Origin of the sequence: Sphingomonas sp. CCH21-G11, assembly GCF_001555965.1 — a bacterium.
Lineage (GTDB): Bacteria > Pseudomonadota > Alphaproteobacteria > Sphingomonadales > Sphingomonadaceae > Sphingomonas.
Map to the genome: position 1 here is coordinate 20,274 of NZ_LSHX01000033.1, position 19,175 is coordinate 39,448.

General features: G+C 67.0%; 19 protein-coding genes. 5 read left to right on the top strand and 14 right to left on the bottom strand.

Features of this window, described 5'->3' with window-relative positions; all coding sequences use genetic code 11:
* Positions 1-42: 42 nt before the first annotated feature.
* The 4 genes from otsB to AX676_RS08790 all read left to right on the top strand — a co-directional run bounded on the left by otsB (position 43) and on the right by AX676_RS08790 (position 4,543).
* Positions 43-816 carry a trehalose-phosphatase gene (otsB, locus tag AX676_RS08775; protein ID WP_231726156.1) on the top strand — a complete coding sequence of 258 codons (774 nt, stop codon included), beginning with the start codon at positions 43-45 and terminating at the stop codon, positions 814-816.
* Positions 813-2,612, top strand: coding sequence for a glycoside hydrolase family 15 protein (locus tag AX676_RS08780; protein ID WP_066479786.1), 1,800 nt, complete (start codon positions 813-815; stop codon positions 2,610-2,612). The genes otsB and AX676_RS08780 overlap by 4 nt, the downstream gene beginning before the upstream one ends.
* Positions 2,609-4,006: an alpha,alpha-trehalose-phosphate synthase (UDP-forming) gene (locus tag AX676_RS08785; RefSeq protein WP_066480162.1), complete on the top strand. Its 1,398-nt coding sequence runs from the start codon at positions 2,609-2,611 to the stop codon at positions 4,004-4,006. Before AX676_RS08780 ends, AX676_RS08785 begins: the two co-directional genes overlap by 4 nt.
* Before the next feature lie 84 nt (positions 4,007-4,090).
* Complete coding sequence (locus tag AX676_RS08790) at positions 4,091-4,543, top strand: hypothetical protein (protein ID WP_197417195.1); 453 nt, start codon at positions 4,091-4,093, stop codon at positions 4,541-4,543.
* A 7-nt stretch (positions 4,544-4,550) separates the two neighbouring features.
* Here AX676_RS08790 and AX676_RS08795 read toward each other — a convergent pair whose 3' ends face one another.
* Positions 4,551-6,053, bottom strand: a complete 1,503-nt coding sequence (locus AX676_RS08795; RefSeq protein WP_066479784.1) for an anthranilate synthase component I family protein — start codon at positions 6,051-6,053, stop codon at positions 4,551-4,553.
* A gap of 4 nt (positions 6,054-6,057) precedes the next feature.
* Positions 6,058-8,010, bottom strand: coding sequence for a peptidylprolyl isomerase (locus tag AX676_RS08800; protein WP_066479781.1), 1,953 nt, complete (start codon positions 8,008-8,010; stop codon positions 6,058-6,060).
* Between the two features lie 124 nt (positions 8,011-8,134).
* On the opposite strand from AX676_RS08800, the gene tpiA reads away from it, so the two are divergent.
* Positions 8,135-8,884 carry a triose-phosphate isomerase gene (gene tpiA, locus AX676_RS08805; protein WP_066479778.1) on the top strand — a complete coding sequence of 250 codons (750 nt, stop codon included), beginning with the start codon at positions 8,135-8,137 and terminating at the stop codon, positions 8,882-8,884.
* 176 nt (positions 8,885-9,060) lie between these two features.
* On the opposite strand, the gene AX676_RS18455 is transcribed toward tpiA, so the two are convergent.
* From AX676_RS18455 to AX676_RS08860, 12 genes are all read right to left on the bottom strand, one after another.
* Positions 9,061-9,294: a helix-turn-helix domain-containing protein gene (locus AX676_RS18455; protein WP_051035681.1), complete on the bottom strand. Its 234-nt coding sequence runs from the start codon at positions 9,292-9,294 to the stop codon at positions 9,061-9,063.
* Between the two features lie 4 nt (positions 9,295-9,298).
* The gene (locus tag AX676_RS08810; RefSeq protein WP_017499928.1) at positions 9,299-9,511 is read right to left on the bottom strand and encodes a DUF2274 domain-containing protein; all 213 of its coding nucleotides are present in this window, start codon (positions 9,509-9,511) and stop codon (positions 9,299-9,301) included.
* The gene (locus tag AX676_RS08815) at positions 9,504-10,742 is read right to left on the bottom strand and encodes a TrbI/VirB10 family protein (protein ID WP_017499929.1); all 1,239 of its coding nucleotides are present in this window, start codon (positions 10,740-10,742) and stop codon (positions 9,504-9,506) included. The genes AX676_RS08810 and AX676_RS08815 overlap by 8 nt, the downstream gene beginning before the upstream one ends.
* Positions 10,739-11,590, bottom strand: coding sequence for a P-type conjugative transfer protein TrbG (trbG, locus tag AX676_RS08820; RefSeq protein ID WP_006635655.1), 852 nt, complete (start codon positions 11,588-11,590; stop codon positions 10,739-10,741). The genes AX676_RS08815 and trbG overlap by 4 nt, the downstream gene beginning before the upstream one ends.
* A complete protein-coding gene (trbF, locus tag AX676_RS08825; RefSeq protein WP_026108910.1) occupies positions 11,587-12,429 on the bottom strand; it encodes a conjugal transfer protein TrbF in 843 nt (280 codons plus the stop codon). Before trbF ends, trbG begins: the two co-directional genes overlap by 4 nt.
* Positions 12,430-12,432: 3 nt before the next feature.
* On the bottom strand, positions 12,433-13,740 hold the full coding sequence (trbL, locus tag AX676_RS08830; RefSeq protein ID WP_017499931.1) for a P-type conjugative transfer protein TrbL: 1,308 nt from the start codon (positions 13,738-13,740) through the stop codon (positions 12,433-12,435).
* Positions 13,741-13,876: 136 nt separating this feature from the next.
* Positions 13,877-14,629 (bottom strand): P-type conjugative transfer protein TrbJ, encoded by a 753-nt coding sequence (trbJ, locus tag AX676_RS08835; RefSeq protein WP_017499932.1) that lies wholly within the window; start codon positions 14,627-14,629, stop codon positions 13,877-13,879.
* A 6-nt stretch (positions 14,630-14,635) separates the two neighbouring features.
* The gene (gene trbE / locus AX676_RS08840; RefSeq protein WP_017499933.1) at positions 14,636-17,104 is read right to left on the bottom strand and encodes a conjugal transfer protein TrbE; all 2,469 of its coding nucleotides are present in this window, start codon (positions 17,102-17,104) and stop codon (positions 14,636-14,638) included.
* Entirely contained in the window at positions 17,098-17,328 is a 231-nt protein-coding gene (locus tag AX676_RS08845) for a VirB3 family type IV secretion system protein (RefSeq protein ID WP_051035683.1), read from the bottom strand. The genes trbE and AX676_RS08845 overlap by 7 nt, the downstream gene beginning before the upstream one ends.
* Positions 17,329-17,378: 50 nt before the next feature.
* On the bottom strand, positions 17,379-17,732 hold the full coding sequence (locus AX676_RS08850; protein WP_017499935.1) for a TrbC/VirB2 family protein: 354 nt from the start codon (positions 17,730-17,732) through the stop codon (positions 17,379-17,381).
* Entirely contained in the window at positions 17,729-18,751 is a 1,023-nt protein-coding gene (gene trbB, locus AX676_RS08855) for a P-type conjugative transfer ATPase TrbB (protein ID WP_017499936.1), read from the bottom strand. Before trbB ends, AX676_RS08850 begins: the two co-directional genes overlap by 4 nt.
* Entirely contained in the window at positions 18,748-19,173 is a 426-nt protein-coding gene (locus AX676_RS08860) for a hypothetical protein (RefSeq protein ID WP_017499937.1), read from the bottom strand. Before AX676_RS08860 ends, trbB begins: the two co-directional genes overlap by 4 nt.
* Positions 19,174-19,175: the final 2 nt, after the last annotated feature.

Consider the following 19,175-nt stretch of genomic DNA (forward strand, 5'->3'; position numbering starts at 1 on the left):
AATTCGCGCCGGATGCGTTCGTCATCGCGGGAGGCAGAATTCATGATCGAAGCCGATCGGAGAGGCGAGCCGATGGTCGACCTCGCGCGCCCGCCATCGGCGCTGGGCGACGGAGCCGCGCTGTTTCTCGATTTCGATGGCACGTTGGTGGCGATCGCCGCGCGTCCCGATGCCGTATGCGTCTCGCCAGATTTGCCCGCGCTGATCCAGCGCCTGCGCGATCGGCTGGGTGGGCGGCTGGCGATCATCAGCGGCCGCGCGCTCGACGATCTGGATGCGTTGCTGGAGCTTCCGGACATCGCGGCAAGCGGCAGCCATGGCGCCGAGCTGCGCTGGCCGGACGGCACGCGACGGCCGGTGGATCGTCCGGCCGCCCTCGATGGCATCACCGCCGAACTTCATGCGTTCGCCGCCAGTAACCCAGGCACGCTCGTCGAAGCGAAGCCGCTGGGGGTGGCGCTGCATCATCGCGGCGCGCCGGATGCTGCGGATGCGTGCGCAGCAATCATGCAGCATTTCGCGGAGTCGGAGGGGTTTGCGCTGCAGACAGGAAAGATGGTGCACGAGCTTCGCCTGCCCGGATCGACCAAGGGCGATGCCGTGCGCGCGTTCATGGCCGACCCGCAGTTCGCCGGCAGCGTTCCGGTGTTCGTCGGCGACGATGTGACGGATGAGGAGGGATTTTTGGCGGTGGCGGGTTTTGGTGGACTGGGTGTGCTGGTCGGCGAACTGCGCGAGACTGCCGCAAGCGCGCGGCTGGACGATGTCGCGGCGGTGCATGACTGGCTGTCCGGTCTGGCGGGAGCCGGGCATTGAGCGCGGCGACGCTCGACCTCTGGCCGATCGGCAATTGCCAGGTCAGCGCGCTGATCGACCGTGATGCGCGGATGGTATGGGCATGCGTGCCCCGCGTCGACGGCGATCCGATGTTTTCCGCGCTCATCGCCGGGCACGACCCGGGATCGGCTGACGCGACGGGACTATGGGCGATCGATCTGGAGGGATGCGTGTCGGTCGCGCAGCATTACCTGCCCAACACACCGATCCTGGTCAGCACGCTGACCGATGCGGAGGGGAGCGCGATCGAGATCGTCGATTTCTGTCCGCGCTTCGAGCGGCTGGGGCGCACCTATCGTCCGGTCGCCTTTGCCCGTCGCGTCCGCCCGCTGTCGGGACGGCCGCGGATCCGCGTTCGCCTGCGTCCCACGCGCGGCTGGGGCGATGCGGCGATTGAGCGGACCAGCGGGTCCAACCATCTGCGCCATCGCCTCGATGGCATGTTTGTCCGCCTGTCGACGACGGCGCCGGTCGGCCTGATCGAGGCCGAGCGCGCATTCCGGGTCGAGGGGCCGCTGCATTTCTTCCTGGGTCCGGACGAGAGCTTTTCGGGCGATATCGCGACCACGTTCGAGGAGATGCTGAGCTATACCACCCGCCATTGGCAGCATTGGGCGCGGGGGCTGGCGACGCCGTTCGAGTGGCAGGACGTCGTCATCCGCTGCGCGATCACGCTGAAGCTTTGCCAGCACGAGGAAACCGGCGCGATCGTCGCCGCGCTGACCACGTCGATTCCGGAACATGCCGGGTCGCAGCGCAATTGGGACTATCGCTATTGCTGGATCCGCGATGCCTATTACACGGTGCAGGCGCTCAACCGCGTCGGCGCGCTCGATGTGCTGGAGGGGTATCTCGGCTATCTGCGCAACATCGTCGATCAGGCAAAGGGCGGCGACATCCAGCCGCTCTATGGCGTCCTCGGCGAGCAGGAGCTGACCGAACGCACCGCGCCGGGCCTGGCCGGCTATCGCGGCATGGGGCCGGTTCGCGTCGGCAACCAGGCGTATGAGCAGCGCCAGCACGACGCCTATGGCCAGATCGTGCTGTCCAACGTTCAGGCGTTTTTCGACGCGCGGCTGTTCCGCGTCGCCAATGCCGAGGATTTCGAGGCACTGGAACGCGTCGGCGAGCGCGCCTGGGAGTTGTATGATCAGCCCGACGCGGGTTTGTGGGAGCTGCGCACCCGTCAAGCGGCGCACACCTATTCCGCAGCGATGTGCTGGGCAGCGTGCGACCGGCTGGGCAATGCGGCGACGCGGCTCGGTCTCGATGCGCGCGCCGACTTCTGGAACGCGCGCGCCGACGTCATGCGCGCGCGGATCGAGGATGCAGCCTGGCGCCCGGGCACCAACCGGATTTCGGCGACCTTTACGGGCGATGATCTCGACGCCAGCCTGTTGCAGCTGCTCGACCTGCGGTTCCTGTCACCCGACGATCCGCGCTTCCGCGGCACGCTGGACGCTGTCGAGACCGGGCTGCGGCGCGGATCGCACATGCTGCGTTATGATACCGAGGACGATTTCGGCCTGCCCGAAACCGCGTTCAACGTGTGCACCTTCTGGTTGATCGAGGCGCTGCATTTCACCGGCCGCGATGCCGACGCGCGTGCGCTGTTCGAGGAAATGCTGGCGCGTCGCACCGCCGCCGGCCTATTGTCGGAGGATATCGACCCGGCCAGCGGCGAACTCTGGGGGAACTATCCCCAGACCTATTCGCTGGTCGGCATGATCAATTGCGCCGTCCTGTTGAGCAAACCGTGGAGCGCGATCCGATGAACCGGCTGATCATCATTTCCAATCGCGTGTCCGCGCCGACCGATTCGAAGTCGGGGGCGCAGGGCGGGCTGGCAGTCGCGCTCGCGGCGGCGCTGCGCGAATATCGCGGGTTGTGGTTCGGGTGGTCGGGCGAGACGACGGACGTGTTCAGCGGCCATATCAACTTTCAGCGCGCGCATGGCGTCACCACGGCGACGGTCGACCTGGAGGAACAGGACGTCGACGAATATTATAACGGTTTCGCCAATCGTACGCTGTGGCCGCTGTTCCACTACCGCATCGACCTGGCCGAATATGCCCGCGACTTCGCAGGCGGCTACAAGCGTGTGAACGAGCGGTTCGCCGATACCGTCCGCCCGCTGATCGAGCCAGACGACGTGATCTGGATCCAGGATTATCACATGTTCCCGCTCGGGGGCGAGCTGCGCGACCGGGGCTGCAAGAACCGGATCGGCTTTTTCCTCCACATTCCGTGGCCGCCGCGCCGGCTGCTCAATACATTGCCCGAGGCGGGCGAGCTCGTCGCGACGCTGTTCGCCTATGACGTCATCGGCTTTCATATTGAGGAGTGGCTGGAAAGCTTCTGCGATTTCGCGGTCAAGGATCTGGGTGCCGAGCGGATCGCGCCGGACGTGCTGAAACTGGGGGCGCGCACGGTGCGCGTCGTCGCCAACCCGATCGGCATCGACACGCAGGAATTCGTCGCCGCCGCCAATTCGCCGCCCGCACGGCTCAGCTATCGGCGGATGCGCGACAGCGCGGTCGGGCGCGACATGATCGTCGGAGTCGACCGGCTGGACTATTCCAAGGGGCTGGAGGAACGCTTCCTCGGCTACGAGCAGTTTCTCAAGGATCACCCCGAGGAGCGCAAGGAGGTGTTCCTGCTCCAGATTGCACCGCCGTCGCGCGGCGCGGTCGAGAGCTATCAGAAGATTCGCGCCACGCTGGAAGGGCTGTCGGGCCGGATCAACGGCGGCTATGCCGATGTCGACTGGGTGCCGATCCGTTACGTCAATCAGGGCTATCCCCGCGACGTGCTGGCCGGCATCTATCGCGCGGCGCGGATCGGTCTGGTGACGCCGTTGCGCGACGGGATGAACCTGGTCGCCAAAGAATATGTCGCGGCGCAGGATCCGGAGGACCCCGGCGTGCTGATCCTGTCACGCTTTGCGGGTGCGGCCGCGCAGCTGGGTGAAGGCGCGTTGCTCGTCAATCCGTACAGCGCGGAGGAGATGTCCGACGCGATCCTGCGCGCGCTGCGCATGCCGCGCGACGAGCGCCAGTCGCGGTGGCGGCGGATGATGGACAATGTCGAGCAGCAGGACGTGATCTGGTGGCGCAAGCGCTTCACCGACCTGCTGATGGGCGATGTCGAGGTCTCGGCAGAGGCCTGACCGCGCTGACCCGGTTCAGCTTCTGGAAAGCCGGCTTCGTCGAGGATGCGCGGTCACCTTTGACGATCAATGCGGAGTAACGCGATGCTCTTTGCGGTTTTGGCGTTGCTCGCCGCCCCGGCGGGGCAGGATGCGGAGCCGGCTGCGGGCGGTACGCCGCCGCAACGGATCATCAACCTGATCGTTTATGGCGACGATCCCTGTCCGAGCGGCGGCCCCGACGACATCGTCGTATGCTCGCGCGAGGATCGCGACGAGCAGTACCGCATTCCCAAGCAGTTCCGTGAGCGCCCCGTCGAGCCTCCCAGCGCAAGCTGGACGCGGCGCGCCGAACTGATCGAGGAAGTCAATCGCGTCGGCCGTCCCGGCAGTTGCTCCCCGGTCGGAACCGGCGGTCAGACCGGGTGCAACAGCGCGTTGCTTCGGCTGTGGCGCGACGATCGCGACGCGAAGCGGGTCGAGGCGGGGCGGCTGGAGTCCACCCTGCGCCGCGAAGATGCCGAGGACGACGACAAGGACGACGAAAAGGACGATTGAGCGCGGTCTATTGCCCGAAGCCGGGCGCCGCCGCGCGCGCCAGCGCGTCGCGGGCGGCCGCGAGAAGCGCGCCGGCCTTGGCTTCGCACTCGCGCTGTTCATAGGCGGGGTCGCTGTCGGCGACGATCCCTGCGCCCGCCTGAACATGCATCACCCCGTCCTTGACCACCGCGGTACGCAGCACGATGCAGCTGTCCATCGATCCGTCGGGTGAGAAATAGCCGACGCCGCCGGCATAGGCACCGCGCGTTTCGGGTTCGAGCTCCGCGATGATCTCGCACGCGCGCACCTTTGGCGCACCGCTGACGGTTCCGGCGGGGAAGCCCGCGAACAACGCGTCGATCGCGTCACGCGCCGGCGCGATACGCCCGACCACATTCGATACGATGTGCATGACGTGGCTGTAGAATTCGACCATGTAGCTGTCGGTCACCCGCACGCTGCCCGCTTGTGCCACCCGGCCGACATCGTTGCGGCCCAGATCGAGAAGCATCAGATGCTCGGCGCGCTCCTTGGCATCGGCGAGCAGGCTGGCGCGGTTCGCCTCGTCCTCCGCCGCGTTCGCGCCGCGCGGGCGCGTGCCGGCGATCGGACGGATCGTCACCTCGCCGTCGCGCACCCGGACCAGGATTTCGGGGCTCGAGCCGGTCAGCGCGAACCCGGGCAGGTCGAGATGGTAGAGAAAGGGCGACGGATTGATCCGGCGCAGCGCACGATAAAGCTCGAACGGCGGCAGCGGGAAGGGGGCGCGGAAACGCTGCGCCAGCACGACCTGAAAGATGTCGCCCGCGGTGATGTAATCCTTGGCGGCGGCGACCATTGCCCGATAGCGCCCGGCGGGCAGCACGGGTTCGAGCGCGATGTCGCAGGCCGCATCGATCCGCGCGGGCGCGGGCAGCGGCCTGGCGGTGAGCGCGGCGGCGGTCGCCTCGATCCGGTCGGCCGCGCGATCGAGCGTCGCGTCGATGCCGTCGCCGGGCCAGACCGGCGCGACGATGAACAGCGCGTCCGCCAGCCGGTCGAAGATCAGGATGACGGTCGGGCGCACGAACATCATGTCGGGCACGTCGATCGGATTTGCCGGCGGGCGCGGCAGTCGTTCGACGAGGCCGACGGTCTCATAGCCGAAATAGCCGACCAGACAGGCTAGCGCGCGGGGGAGCTCGCCCGGCACGTCCATGCGGCAATCGGCGACCAGCGCGCGCAGCGCGTTGAGACTGGGCGCGTCGCACGGGATGAAGGCGTCGCGGTTGGTCAGCCAGTCGCGGTTGATCGACGCATTATTGCCTTCGGCCCTGAATACGAGATCGGGGGCCAGCCCGATCAGGCTGTGGCGCCCGCGCACCGATCCGCCCTCGACCGACTCGAGCAGGAAATCGCCGCGCCCCGGCTGCATCAGCTTGAGCGCGGCGGCGACCGGGGTTTCGGTATCCGCGACCTGGCGTTGCCACACCAGCGCGGGCACCCCGCGCGCCAGCGCGTCGCGGGCGCGATCGAGCCCCTGGATCATCGGGTCACGGCGTCGGCGCGGACTGGCCGGCAAGGTCGCTGCGGACCTTGTTCAAGGCGCCCAGGTTGCGCTTGACGCCGGCCTCTGCTTCGGCCGCCTTCACGAATTGTTCGGCATATTCGCGACCGATCACCCCGCCCAGCGCGGAGCGGCTTGCGCCGATCAGCTGCGCATTGCCCTTGGCATCGCCGGGGATGATGTCCTCCAGATACACGACGAACCAGCCGCTCGTATTGTCGCCGCGCGCAATCTTGGCGCGCTTCTCGGTCATCGCGAACATCAGCTCGATCGCCGGCGGCACCTGGGCCTCGCGGTTGCGCTGCTGCGCGGCGAGCTGCGCGCGCGAGAGCTTTGCCGGCGTCGGGGCGGGCAGCTTGAGCCCAGTCTGGCGCATCGCGTCGGGCAGCGCGGTGCCGGCATTGACCTTGGCCGCGACCCCCTCGGCAATCGTGCGCGCGCGATCGAAGGCGCGCTCGGCGACGAAATCGCGCAGCACCGCGTCGCGCACCCGCGCCAGCGGCGGCGGGGCGGCTTCCTGGATCGCGCCGAGCGCGACGAGCGCGAAGGTGCCGTCTTCACCGACCTGGACCACTTCGGGATCGTCGCCCTGGTTGGCGGCGAAGCCCGCCTGGATGATCCGGGCCAGCGCCGGATCGGGTTGGGCCGGCGCATCCGGGTTGAGCCCGTTGGCCAGCACCGACCCGGTCGACTGCGCCTTCAGCTTGGCGTCGGTGACCAACTCGTCGAAGGTCGACCCTTCGGAAATGCCGTCGTCCAGCTTGCTCTGCATCGCGTTCAGCGCAGCCACGGTCTTGGCCTGACGCAGTTCGGAAGCCAGCGCTTCGCGCGCCTGGGCGAGCGTCCGCGCAGGGACGACGCGGACCGCCTCGACCCGCACCACGTGCCAGCCGAGCGGCGAGCGCACGGGCCCCGCGACCGCGCCCTGCGCGGCGGCAAAGGCGGCGTCGGCCACGGCTGGCGCGGTCTGGCGGCCGAGATCGGCCTTGCTGACTTCGGTGAACAGCGTCGGTTCAAAGCCGGCGGTGCGCGCCGCCGCCTCGAGACTCGTGCCGCCGCGCACCTGCGCTGCCAGCCGGTTGGCGGCGGCCTGATCGGCGATCACCACCTGACGCACGGTGCGCTGCTCGCTCGCGGCGAACCGCGCGGCATCACGCTGATAGGCCTGGGCGATTTCCGCTTCGCTGGGCGTGGTCTGGCCGGCGACCGATTGCGGGGTCACCAGCGCATAACGCACGGTGCGGCGTTCCGGGATCGTGTAGCGGGGCCGGTTGCGGCCATAATAGGCCTGCAGCGCCTTGTCGTCGGGCGGGCCGCCGGCGTCCACCGCCTCGCTGGGGATGAAGCCGATCAGCGCCTCGCGCCGCTCGAGGAGGAGCGAGGCATAGGGTGCCGCCATCGCCGCCGAAATCTGCCGCGCCCCGATCGTCGGGTTGATCAGCCATCCCGCCAGCGTCTCGCGCCGGATATCGTCGCGAAGCTGTTCGGAGGTGATGCCGCGTTCACGCAGCCGCTGTTCATAGGTCTGCTGGTTGAACTTGCCGTCAAAGCCCTGGAAGGCGGGGATGCTCGCGATCTGGCCATCGACGAACTTCTGGCTCACGACCATTCCCGCGTCCGTCGCGAACTGGCGCAGCACCTGACCGGAAATCAGCTGGTCGAGCACGCTTTCGAGACCCCCCGCCGCGATGAACTGGCTCATGTCGGCGAGCGGGTTGCGCTGGCGTGCGGCCTCGACCTCAAGACGGGCGCGCTGGATCAGTTCGGTCGAGGTAATGTCTTCGTCGCCGACGCGCGCGACGCTGGTCGCCGCCGGGGCACCCGAGCGCAGGCCTGTGATGTCGCCCGCAGCAAACGCCAGCGCGATCACGACCAGGAAGACGAGCGTGACGATTCCACCGATGCGCGAGAAGATCAGGCGACGAAAGACTGAGAGCATTGACGGGAGGCCGATCGGTTGAGGTTCCGGGAAACCGGGTCCTAGGCGGGCGCGCCGGGGCTTTCAAGCTTGTGCGCGTGCCGGACTGCGCTAATCGCGGACGCAACGAGCGGGAGGGACAGGCATGACGCGACGCAAGCTGGTGGCGGGCAACTGGAAGATGAACGGGATGGCGCGCGACTTGGACGCGGTGGCGGCGATCGCGGCCGCTGCGCGCGCGCACCCCGATGTCGACGTCGCGCTGTGCGTGCCGGCGACGCTGATCGCGGCCGCGGCGAGCCGGGCCGAAGGCGTCTGGATCGGTGCGCAGGACGTCCATGCCAATGATGCGGGCGCGCATACCGGCTGCCTGTCCGCGCCGATGCTGGTCGAAGCGGGCGCGCGCGTCGTGATCGTCGGGCACAGCGAACGCCGCGCCGACCAGAACGAAACGAGCCACGACGCCTGGGCCAAGGCGGCGGCCGCGCACCGCCACGCGATGCAGGTCATCCTGTGCGTGGGCGAGACCGAGGCCGAGCGCGAGGCCGGCCGCGCCGAGCGCGTCGTCCAGGCGCAGATCGAGAAGTCGGTGCCCGAGGACGCGACCGGCGACTGGTTCACGCTGGCCTATGAACCGCGCTGGGCGATCGGCACCGGCCGGACCCCGACGCTGGAGGAAATTGCCTGCATCCATGCGATCGCGCGCGCCAAGCTGCGCCAGATGATCGGCGATACTGCGGCGGGCATCCGCATCCTTTATGGCGGCTCGGTGACGGGCGCGAATGCGGGCGCCATCCTGTTTACCGAGAATGTCGACGGCGCCCTGGTCGGCGGCGCCAGCCTGACCGCGGCGAAATTCGTGCCGATCATCGAGGCGGCGGCAGCGGGAAACTGAGCCCGCCGAATATCGCGATGGTAGCGGAGGAGGGATTCACACGAAAAACATAAGATACTGATTTATAACAACGTTCTTGATCGTCGTGCCGATAATTCCGCTCAATCCACCCCCAATTTTACCCCTTCGCGACAGGCCGTGCCGAAATATCGACAGGCCGACATGCGCGATCCCTGCTACGCCCGAGAACGCGGCTGTTTACAGTGTGATCGCAGAAAGGACCGCAGACTATCGACAAACACCACGGTTGCACGGCCGACCTTGGCTGCCTCGATGTCGCCGGAAGCGATGAGCTGGTAGATCTTGGATTTGCTGAGCCCCGTCATCCGTACTGCGTCGGGAATGCGAACGCTTATCGGCCCAATCGGGGGCGCGTCGTCGCCATTCGTTGCAGGCTGCCGGGCCGACATCGGACTATTTCTTACGTGCCCGGCTGAACGAGCGGTCGCTCGCCAGGAAGCCGCTAAGCATGAATGGAATGAGGTCCGGTACGGACTCGCGTCGGCCGTAGGCCGCCTCATAGGCCTCGGCGTAGTCGTTCAGCGCTTCGATGAGATCCGGCATGACGTTGATCGTGATCTTAGCCGGCGTCCGATCGGGCAGCCTTGGCAGCTTCAAATCAGCCATGACGGCCTCCCCAGGGTCCGGGCAATATGATGTCTTTGTGCACGACCACCCGTAGCGGCCAGCCGGGACGCACGCGCAAGGTCGGCTGGATATTGAGATTGCGCGTGACGAGCTGATCGCCGGCGCGCGCGCCGCTCTGCTGCGCTGACTCGCGGATCGCCCGGACAAGGTCGCTTTCGGTGCTGCCGAAGCTCAATTCAGTGCCGACGCCCAGCAGTGTCGACAGGGCGACGCCCTTCAGAAGTTGCCAAGTATGCCGGTCGATCCGGTCGGACAGACCCGCATAGCCCTGCGTATCGGTCGCCGGCACATTGTCGATACGAATCGACGAGCCGTCGGGCAGGATAATCCGCTGCCAGACGACCAGCGCACGGCTCTGCCCAAACGCTACAACGCTGTCGTAGCTGCCGATCAGCCGCGATCCTTGCGGAATGAGCAGACCGCGCCCGGTCACACTGTCATAGACGTTCTCCGTGATCTGCGCGGTGACGAGCCCGGGAAGATCCGAGTTGAGCCCGGTTATGAGGCTCGCGGCAATGATGCTGCCGGCCTGCAAGGTCCAAGGCGATACGGACTGCGCCAGCGCGTGCGGATTGATGTCGTCGTCGCGATTGGCGTGGCCGACCAATTCGTTCTTGCGCCCCTGGGCGTTAGGATCTCGGTCAGGGTCGAGGAGCGGCTTGGCAGTCTCGGCCGATGCTGGCGGAACACTTGCATCGGTAGTCACCGGTGCAGGGGCGGCGGCGCGACCGCCGCCCGCCAATTGCAGCATGACGCCAGACTCGCGTGCGGCCTTCTGCTCAGCGGCGATGCGCTGGCGCTCGGCTTCGGCTTCCTGCGCGGCCCGGCTCACCGCATCGGCAGCGGGGTCAGGGGGAACCATCCCGCCAAGCTGCCGCTGGCGCTCGAGGATCGGCCGCCCGAGATCACCGGGAAGCGGTAGCCCGAGCTTCGGCACGTCGCCATAGCTCGTCGGCGCGCCCGCGAGCGCATCAGGCGGCGCCTTCGCGCCAACCAGCTTTTCATCGCTTCGTGCGATCAGGCTCAGGGTCGCGGGCTTGAGCGCCAGCCAGGCGACGCCGATGATCGCGGTCGAGCCGGCGGCAGCGATGGCGACGATCGCACCGCGGCGAAAACGGGTGACGCGGCCCGGCGCCGCGCGCAGAACGAGCGTTTCGGGGTCGGCTTTGGGCGCCGCGATCGGCGCGGAAGAAGCGGTTGGATCGGTCACGCGCCCCTCCCGGCCTTGCGCTGCCGGCTCTTCGGCTGGGCGGCGGTGATACGGACAATCTGCTGTTTCTTGCCGCCAAGGCGCAGCTCGGCGACACCGAACAGGCGGTCGACCACATAATAGCGGCCGGCGACGCGATAGTTGACGAGCTGGGCCTCGCCATCCTCGCCAATCACGAACAGCGGGGGCGCCTCACCCACGGCGATCGCAGGCGAGAACTCGATGTAGGTCTGCCGCCCATCGTCGAACGCGCGCAGCGGCCGCCAGGCCGGCTTGTCGCCCGAGATCGCATAGTTGAAGTTGAGGCTTTCGACCGAGAGGCCCGACGCGATCGGCGTCGCCGCCACGGCTGCATCGCGCTGACGCCGGAGCGCGATCAGCTCGTCATGTGGATAGGTCCAGGAGATCGCCGCCATCGCGGTCGCGGGCGTGCTTTCGAGCTGGAGATGGTAGGTCCGGCGATCGGTAGCAATGACAAGGTTTGTGCGTAGGCCCGCCGAAAACGGCTTGACGAGGATGTGCACGCGCTTGCTTTCGCCGATGCCGCTGGTGGTATCGCCGACAGTCCAGCGCACGGTGTCGCCGGCGGCGACGGACACAATCGTTTCGCCCGGCTGCAAGGCAATGTCGGTGATGCGCTCGGGCGCGGCATAGAGCCGGTAGAGCACGCCTTCCGCCCAGGGATAGACCTGGACGGCATATATATATCCCGCGCTCGACGGCTCGCGCAGTGCCGCCCGGTTGGCGGCAGTGACGCGCGCGGTGGGTGACGCGGGTTCGCGGCTCTGCGCAGCGACGCCCATGGCAAGCGCCATCGCGCTCGCCGCCAGGATGAGGGCACGGATCATTGGTCGGTCCTTTCGGGGGATGGTGCGGCTGCGGGTTGAGCAAGGGTCGGATCGAGCGGCGAGCCCAGCGGAATGTCGGTGGGCGGCGCGACCGGGAGTGATTGTGCGGGATCGGGCACGGCCGATGGTTGCGGCGAAGGCGGCCGGTCCTGAGGCGTTTCCAGTTCGCGGCTCCAGTCGATCGCGTCAACATAGAGACCGAGCGGGTTTTTTCGGAGCACATCGGCCAAGCGCGGCGGCTTGATCTTCACCGTGAGCATCGCCGTCCAGCGTGACGTGCTGGCGAGGCTTCCCCGCTCATATTGCTGCTCGGTCCATTTGACCTGGAAGCTCGTATCCGACGCGCGGACGACGCTCGTCACCTGCACCGAAACCGTCTTGCGCCCGACATCGGCGAACGGATTGGAGGTGCGGGCATATTCGCCGAGGAACAGTGACGCACGTTCGGTCGCGAAATCATAGGCTGATAGCCAGTTTTCACGCATCAATACCGGATCGAGCGAGCGCGCTCGAACGCCGGTGATGAACCGGCCGAGGAACCATGCGATCTGCGGATCGGTCGGCCGATAGTCCTTGGCGGCAGGCGCGACGGCCTGTGCTTGCCCGAGTGCATCGACCTCGACCACATAGGGCACGACGCGGCTTTGCATCGATTGCCAGACCAGCGCGCCCGACAGACCAGTGGTCAGGAACAGGCCGCCGAAGGCCATCAGCCGCCAGTTCTTCGCCTGTGCGCGAGCCGAGCCGATACGCTCATCCCAAAGCTGGCCCGCTCGTTGGTAGGGTGTCTCGGGTTCGGGCGTTCGCCCATAGCGCTGCAATGCGCGTCGAAATTTCATCGCTCAGTCCCTTTCCTTGATGTCTGGAGTGGCGCCAGCGCCGCCGCGGTCGCCGCCCTGGATTGCGTGGATCGCCATCTGGCGGCGGTGGCGAGCATTCTGGCTGGCATGAAGCTTCTGCGCCCAGGCGGGTGTTCCTTCAGCTGCGCCTATCGGCGCGGCTGCGGGGGCGGCGCCGCCGGCACGGGTGCTTCCTGCTTCCCATGCGGCGCGCTGCCCACGATCGGCGGCAGCGCTAACGCCGAGACCGCCGCTCATCCGGTTGGCAGCCGCGCCGCGCATGGCGGTCGCAACGCCGCCGAGGCCCGCGCCGACGCTGGTCGAGCCCGAGGTTTCCTGCCCGAGCTTGTAGGCAGTGGATGCGGCAGACCCCATCGATGTACCGGCGCGGATCGCGCCGAGACCGGCCCCCGCGAGACCGCGTGCCGCGCCGACGGCGCCAGCGCCTGCCATCGCAAGACCTCCGCCGGCAAGCACGGTAGTGGCGATCACCGATCCGGCGCCGAGCTGCGGCGCGCCGGCGACGAGGCCGGATGCGATTCCCGGGCCGAAGATGGAGAGGCCAAAGATCGCGAGGCTCGCGAGCATCAGCGACACGGCCTGTTCGATCGACACCTCGTCGCCGGTGATCGCACTGGTGAAGTCGGCGAAATAGTTAGAGCCGATGCCGACGATGACCGCGAGCACCATGACCTTGATGCCCGAACTGACGACGTTCCCGAGCACCCGTTCGGCGAGGAACGACGTGCGGTTCCACAGCGCAAAGGGCACGAGCACGAAGCCGGCGAGCGAAGTAAGCTTGAATTCGAGGATTGTGATGAAAAGCTGGATCGCGAGGATGAAAAAGGCGGCGATGACGACGACCCAGGCGATCACCAGCACGGCGATCTCGATGAAATTGTCGAAGAAGGCGATCGGGCCAACCAACTCCTTCGCCTGCTCGAGGAGCGGCCATGCTGCCTCGAAGCCGGTCCCGGCCAGCTTGCCGGGTCGCAATAAATCGTCAGCCGTAATCGCGCTGCCCCCTGCGGTGAGGCCGAGGCCGGCGAAGCTGCGAAAGATGATATCGGACAGTGTCGAGAAGCTGTTGAGGATCAGGGCGAAGACGCCGACATAGAGGATCTTTTTGAGGAACTTGGCGATGACGTCGTCTTCGCCGCCGAGCGCCCAGAACAGCCCGGCGAGCGTGATGTCGATGCCGATCAGGATCGTGGTCAGGAAACCGACGTCACCGCCCAACAGGCCGAACCCGCTGTCGATGTAGGAGGCGAAGGCCTCCATGAACTGATCGATGACATTCAGGTCATCCATATGGGCGGGTTCCTGCTTGAAGTTGAAAGGTGTCGCGGGGACCGGCGGCCATGAGAGGGGCAAGCCCTACGGCCCCCGCGACGAGACAGGTTCGGACCCGGGGGGAGCTGGGGGCGCGGTCCTCGCCTGCCTCAGCTCATTGGCGTGGCGTGTAAGCCTTGCCGTCGCCGAGGAAGCGGCGCGTCGACTCGCGTGCCTCGCGCGCGATCTGGCCCCGCTGCGCCTGCTCGACCGATTCCGCCCGGAACTGCGCCGCCATCATTTGCTGAAGCTGGAGCTGCTGCTTGGCGGTGAGCGCGAGAAGCTGGTTCGTGGCCTGCTGCGCCTGAAGCGAGCCTTCCGCGCCCTGGCTGCGCGCGACGATGTCGGCGAGCGCCTGCGTGTCGCTCCGTACGTTGTCGACGATGCGGTTCTGGACCCCCATCGTCTGGCGAAACGCGGACATCGCGGTATCGAGTTGATCGCGTGCGCGAGCCACACGCTGATCGCGGCGGAACACCTGATCGAACTCCTGCGGGTAGAGCTGGCGGAAGCGCTCGTCGAGCTGATCGATGCGGAAGTCGACGCCCTGCGCCTGGCCCATGAGCTGGTCGATCTGCTGGAGGCGCTGGCGAAGCTCCTGAAGTTGCGGGAAATCGATCCGGGACAGGTTCTTGCCCTGGTTGATCAGCATCTGCGCTTCGTTCTGGAGACTCTGGATCTGGTTGTTGATCTGGGCAAGCGTGCGCGCGGCGGTGAGCAGGTTTTGCGAATAGTTCGATGGATCGAACACACTGAGCTGGGCCGCGACGGGCGTCGAGGTCAACGCGATGCCGATACCGAGCGAGCCGACGGCGCCGAGCGCGAGAGCGGAGAGGCACGCATATTTGCGGATAGGGATACGGGGCACGGGAAATTACTCCTTGTCTTCTGGGGGGCGGGCGGCAGGGTGACGCCCAAGCAGGTCGGCCGCCCAATCGAGGCCGGCTTGGGAGAGAAAGGTCGCGGCGAAGTCGGCCTGGCCCTTTTCGGCCAGCACCGCGTCTATGCGCTTCTGGCTGTCGGGATCGGACGCGCCGCACAACGCCAGCGCGATCGGGCCTAGCCCAAGCTCGAACAGCCGGTTGCCGCGCGCTGATTGCAGATAATATTGCCGCTTGGGCGTCGCGCGGCTGACCAGTTCGATCTGGCGCGCGTTGAGACCGAAGCGGACGTAGACCGTCTGGCCCTGCGGCTCGATCGCCCGATCATTGGGCAGCAAGATGCGCTGCGGACAGCTTTCGATGATGGCCGGCGCGATCGTGCTGTCGGCGATATCGGCTAGGCTCTGTGTCGCGAACACGACGCTGACGTTCTTCTTGCGCAGCACCTTCAGCCACTCACGGATGCGCGCGGCGAACAGCGGGTGGTCGAGGAACACCCAGGCTTCATCCAGTACGAGAAGCGTCGGCCGCCCGGTGAAGCGCTCCTCGAGACGATGGAACAGGTAGGTCAGCACGGGCGCAACGACGCCCGCCTGCCCCATCAGCGCTTCAGTCTCGAAGCACTGCACGTCGGCGATCGCTAGATCGTCTTCGGCGGCGTCGAGCAGGCGGCCGAACGATCCTTCGAGCGTATAGGGCGCGAGCGCCGATCGCAGCGGTGCCGATTGCAGCAGCAGCGACAGGCCGGTGAGCGTGCGTTCCTCGATCGGGGCGGTCGCGAGATTGGTGAGCGCCGACCAGACGGCCTCCTTGATCTCGGGTGTGACCAGTACTTTCTCATGGGCGAGCAGCGCGCCGATCCATTCGGTCGCCCAGGCGCGTGCGTTGGAGCGATCGATGTGGCGCAGCGGCTGGAAGGCGATCGTTCGCCCGCCCACGTCATCGGCATGACCGCTCTCACCGCCAAGCCCGAGCGCGTGATGCGCGCCGCCCATCGCCAGCACGGCCGCGCGCGCCGAAAATCCCTTGTCGAAGACATAGACCTGGGAGTCTGGATATCGCCGGAACTGAAGCGCGAGCATTGCGAGCAGCACCGACTTTCCGGCCCCGGTGGGTCCGACGATCAGCATATGACCGACGTCGCCGACATGCGTGCTGAGACGGAACGGCGTCGAGCCGCTGGTTTCCGCATAAAGCAGCGGCGGACCGTCGAGGTGCGGATTACGCGCCGGTCCTGCCCATACCGAGGACAGCGGCATGAGATGCGCGAGATTCAGGGTGTGGACGATCGGTTGCCGGACGTTCGCATAGACATGGCCCGGCAGGCTCGACAGCCACGCCTCGACCACATTCATGCCCTCGCGGATGCAGGTGAAGCCGAGCCCGTTGACGATGCGCTCGACCGCGCGGACCTTTTCCTCGACGCGGGCGCGGTCGATATCGGCAACGGTGATCGTCGTCGTCAGATAGCCGAACGCGACATGATCGCCGCCGAGCGCCTGCAAGGCGAGGTCGGCATCGACCACCTTGTTGTCGGCATCGCTGTCGAGAAGCTGGACCGGCTGGTTGTAGATGACTTCGCGCAGCAGCGCGGTGATCGACTTGCGCTTGTTGAACCACTGCCGCCGCAGGCGAGTGAGCGCTTTGGTTGCGTCGGTCTTGTCGAGCGCAATGAAGCGCGTCACCCAGCGATAGCCAAAATCCTCATGGTTGAGTCCGTCGAGGATGCCGGGACGGCTCGCGTTCGGAAATCCGAGGATGGTGAGCGTCCGCAGATGCTCGTCGCCGAGCATCGGTTCGAGCCCGCCGGTCAGCGGCGTGTCGGCGAGCAGCCCGTCCAGATAGATGGGCGTTTCGGGCACGGCGACGACATGGCGGCGCGCGGAGATCGCACCGTGGAGAAAGGTCAGCATTTCGCTGTCGCCGAGCGCGCGCACCTCGGGCATGAAGCCTCTGAACAGGTCAAGCGCACGATCCGTCTCGGCGATGAAGCCGGCAAGCGCTTGTCGCCAGTCGCGGCCCTTCGCGTCGTCGCTGCGCTCGATCAGCGCTCGGCCCGCCGTGTCCGCCTGATCGGGCGGAGGCAGGAGGGTGAGCGTCAGATAATAGCGGCTCTCGAAATGCGCGCCCGCGCTTTCGAACGCCGCGCGCCGTTCCTCATCGACCAGCCACGACGCCGCATCGGGAAAGCTGCTGTCGGGATAACCCAGCGCTTCGCGCCGCTCGGCCTCGAAATGGAGTGCCCAGCCCGAGCCGAAGCGCTTCAGGACATTGTTCGCCCGCGCGCAGGCGGCGACAAGCTCGGCTTCGGTGGCGGATTCTAGATCGGGGCCGCGGAACCTGAGGACGCGCAAAAAGCTGCCGTCCTTGTTGAGCACCACGCCGGGCGCGACAAGCGCCGCCCATGGAAGATGATCGGCGAGCCGGTCGGCCTTCTGACGGTATTCGCGCAGATTCAGCATGACAGATGCCCCTTCTGGCGAAGGTGGCGGACAAGGACCGGGGCGAAGTCGGGATCGCGCTTGGCGGCGAACACCGCGAGAGTGTGCCCGAACGCCCACATGGCCAGCCCGGCGATCCACTGCTGGAGACCGAGTCCGAGCGCGGCCGCGATCGTACCATTGACGATCGCGATCGCTCGCGGCGCCCCGCCAAGCAGGATCGGCTCGGCAAGCGCGCGGTGCATCGGCGCCTCGAACCCCTCGATATGGCTGGCGCCATAGGAATTTGGCGCGTTCACGAGATGAGCGCCCCGCCGCCGAAGCTGAAGAAGCTGAGGAAGAAGCTCGACGCCGCAAACGCGATCGACAGGCCGAAGATGATCTGGATGAGGCGCCGGAACCCGCCTGCCGTCTCGCCGAACGCGAGCGTCAAACCGGTGACGATGATGATGATCACCGCGACGATCTTGGCGACAGGACCCTGGACCGATTCGAGGACCTGCTGAAGCGGTTCCTCCCACGGCATGCCCGAGCCGGCGGCCTGCGCGGTGGCGGCGAGCGCAAGCCCGAGGCCGATGGCGGCGCCGGTGAGGAAGATGCTCCGACGATCGGGAATACGGGCAGGAATACGGGACAAGCGCATGGTCATTCTCCTTGGGGTTCGAGGGCGTGGTCGGGAGTAAGGTCGAGGACGGCGTAGCCGCCGTCGGGATCGAGGCCGGCGACGCGCGCGATCGTGTCGACGCGGCGCGCGAGGCCGCGCCCGGCGATGAACACGATCATGTCGATGGCGTCGGCGATCAGCCGGCGCGGAACGGTGACGACGCTTTCCTGCACGAGCTGCTCGAGCCGGTAGAGCGCCGACACTGCCGAATTGGCGTGGACGGTTGCGATGCCGCCCGGATGCCCGGTGTTCCAGGCTTTGAGCATGTCGAGCGCTTCGCGCCCGCGCACCTCGCCAACGACGATGCGATCGGGGCGGAGCCGCAATGTCGAGCGGACAAGATCAGCCATCGTGACGCCGCCGGCTCCGGCAGTGCCAATCGTACGCGTGCGCAGCCCCACCACGTCGGGCGCGGCGCATTGCAACTCACGCGTGTCTTCAATGATGATGACGCGTTCGTCGAGGTGCGCCATCTCGGCGAGCAGCGCGTTGGCAAGCGTCGTCTTGCCCGAACTGGTGCCACCCGCGACCAGGATGTTCTTGCGCTCGACCACGGCCATCGACAGCAGTCGCGCCGTGTCGGCGGGCATGATGCCGTCCCGCACATAGTCGAGCAAAGTGTAGATGCGCGCCGCGGGCTTGCGGATCGAGAAGCACGGCGCGAGGCTGACCGGCGGCAGGATACCCTCGAACCGCTCGCCCGCGCCTTCGCCGTGCGGTGGCAGCTCGGCTGACACGATCGGCGCATTGCCATGAACCTCTGTCCGTGCGTGGCTGGCAACCAGGCGGATGATCCGCTCGACCTGCGCGGGCTCATATTTGGTGCCGGTATCGATCCGGCCTTCGCCGAGTCGATCAAGGCGCAACACGCCGTCCGGGTTCACCATGATCTCGATGACCACCGGATCGGCCAGCGCTGCGGCGATGGTCGGCCCCATCGCGGTGCGCAGCATCGCGCGCCGACGCCCTGCGGAATTATCGGAGCCGAAAAGCGTGTCGCTCATCGCCCACCTCCATTGTCTTTCGCGGAGGCAGCAAGCGTGCGCTGGCCGCTGGCGAGCGCTTCGCCGACGCGGGCAATGAACGCCTCGAAGCGGTCTCGGCCGATCGCACGCGCCGCTTCGTCGGCTTCGGCCAAAGGGGCCTGCACCATCAGTTCATAGCGGATGAACAGCGCCAGGCTCTCGAGCAGCACATGCCCGTCACGCTCGACACGCCCCAGCGCGAGCGACATGCGATCGAGCCGCTGGCTGAACTTGTTCTCCAGCTCGCTCGCCGCCTGCCGGTTGAGCCAGGCGGTGAGCGCGTCGGTGAGGATCGCCGATTTGGACGCGCCGGGCTGGCTCGCCAGCGCCTCGAAGCGGTGGCTCAGATCTTCGGGCAGGAAGAGCTGGTAGCGGACGCGGTTGGGTTTGATCGCGGCCATTG

Coding starts and splice junctions, on each gene's coding strand:
- trbL (WP_017499931.1), bottom strand. CDS start 13,740: ATGGATGACCTGAATGTCATCGATCAGTTCATGGAGGCCTTCGCCTCC.
- AX676_RS08785 (WP_066480162.1), top strand. CDS start 2,609: ATGAACCGGCTGATCATCATTTCCAATCGCGTGTCCGCGCCGACCGAT.
- AX676_RS08860 (WP_017499937.1), bottom strand. CDS start 19,173: ATGGCCGCGATCAAACCCAACCGCGTCCGCTACCAGCTCTTCCTGCCC.
- trbF (WP_026108910.1), bottom strand. CDS start 12,429: ATGAAATTTCGACGCGCATTGCAGCGCTATGGGCGAACGCCCGAACCC.
- AX676_RS08810 (WP_017499928.1), bottom strand. CDS start 9,511: ATGGCTGATTTGAAGCTGCCAAGGCTGCCCGATCGGACGCCGGCTAAG.
- otsB (WP_231726156.1), top strand. CDS start 43: ATGATCGAAGCCGATCGGAGAGGCGAGCCGATGGTCGACCTCGCGCGC.
- trbB (WP_017499936.1), bottom strand. CDS start 18,751: ATGAGCGACACGCTTTTCGGCTCCGATAATTCCGCAGGGCGTCGGCGC.
- AX676_RS08795 (WP_066479784.1), bottom strand. CDS start 6,053: ATGATCCAGGGGCTCGATCGCGCCCGCGACGCGCTGGCGCGCGGGGTG.
- trbG (WP_006635655.1), bottom strand. CDS start 11,590: ATGATCCGTGCCCTCATCCTGGCGGCGAGCGCGATGGCGCTTGCCATG.
- AX676_RS08790 (WP_197417195.1), top strand. CDS start 4,091: ATGCTCTTTGCGGTTTTGGCGTTGCTCGCCGCCCCGGCGGGGCAGGAT.
- AX676_RS08800 (WP_066479781.1), bottom strand. CDS start 8,010: ATGCTCTCAGTCTTTCGTCGCCTGATCTTCTCGCGCATCGGTGGAATC.
- AX676_RS08845 (WP_051035683.1), bottom strand. CDS start 17,328: ATGCACCGCGCGCTTGCCGAGCCGATCCTGCTTGGCGGGGCGCCGCGA.
- trbE (WP_017499933.1), bottom strand. CDS start 17,104: ATGCTGAATCTGCGCGAATACCGTCAGAAGGCCGACCGGCTCGCCGAT.
- AX676_RS08850 (WP_017499935.1), bottom strand. CDS start 17,732: ATGACCATGCGCTTGTCCCGTATTCCTGCCCGTATTCCCGATCGTCGG.
- tpiA (WP_066479778.1), top strand. CDS start 8,135: ATGACGCGACGCAAGCTGGTGGCGGGCAACTGGAAGATGAACGGGATG.
- AX676_RS18455 (WP_051035681.1), bottom strand. CDS start 9,294: ATGTCGGCCCGGCAGCCTGCAACGAATGGCGACGACGCGCCCCCGATT.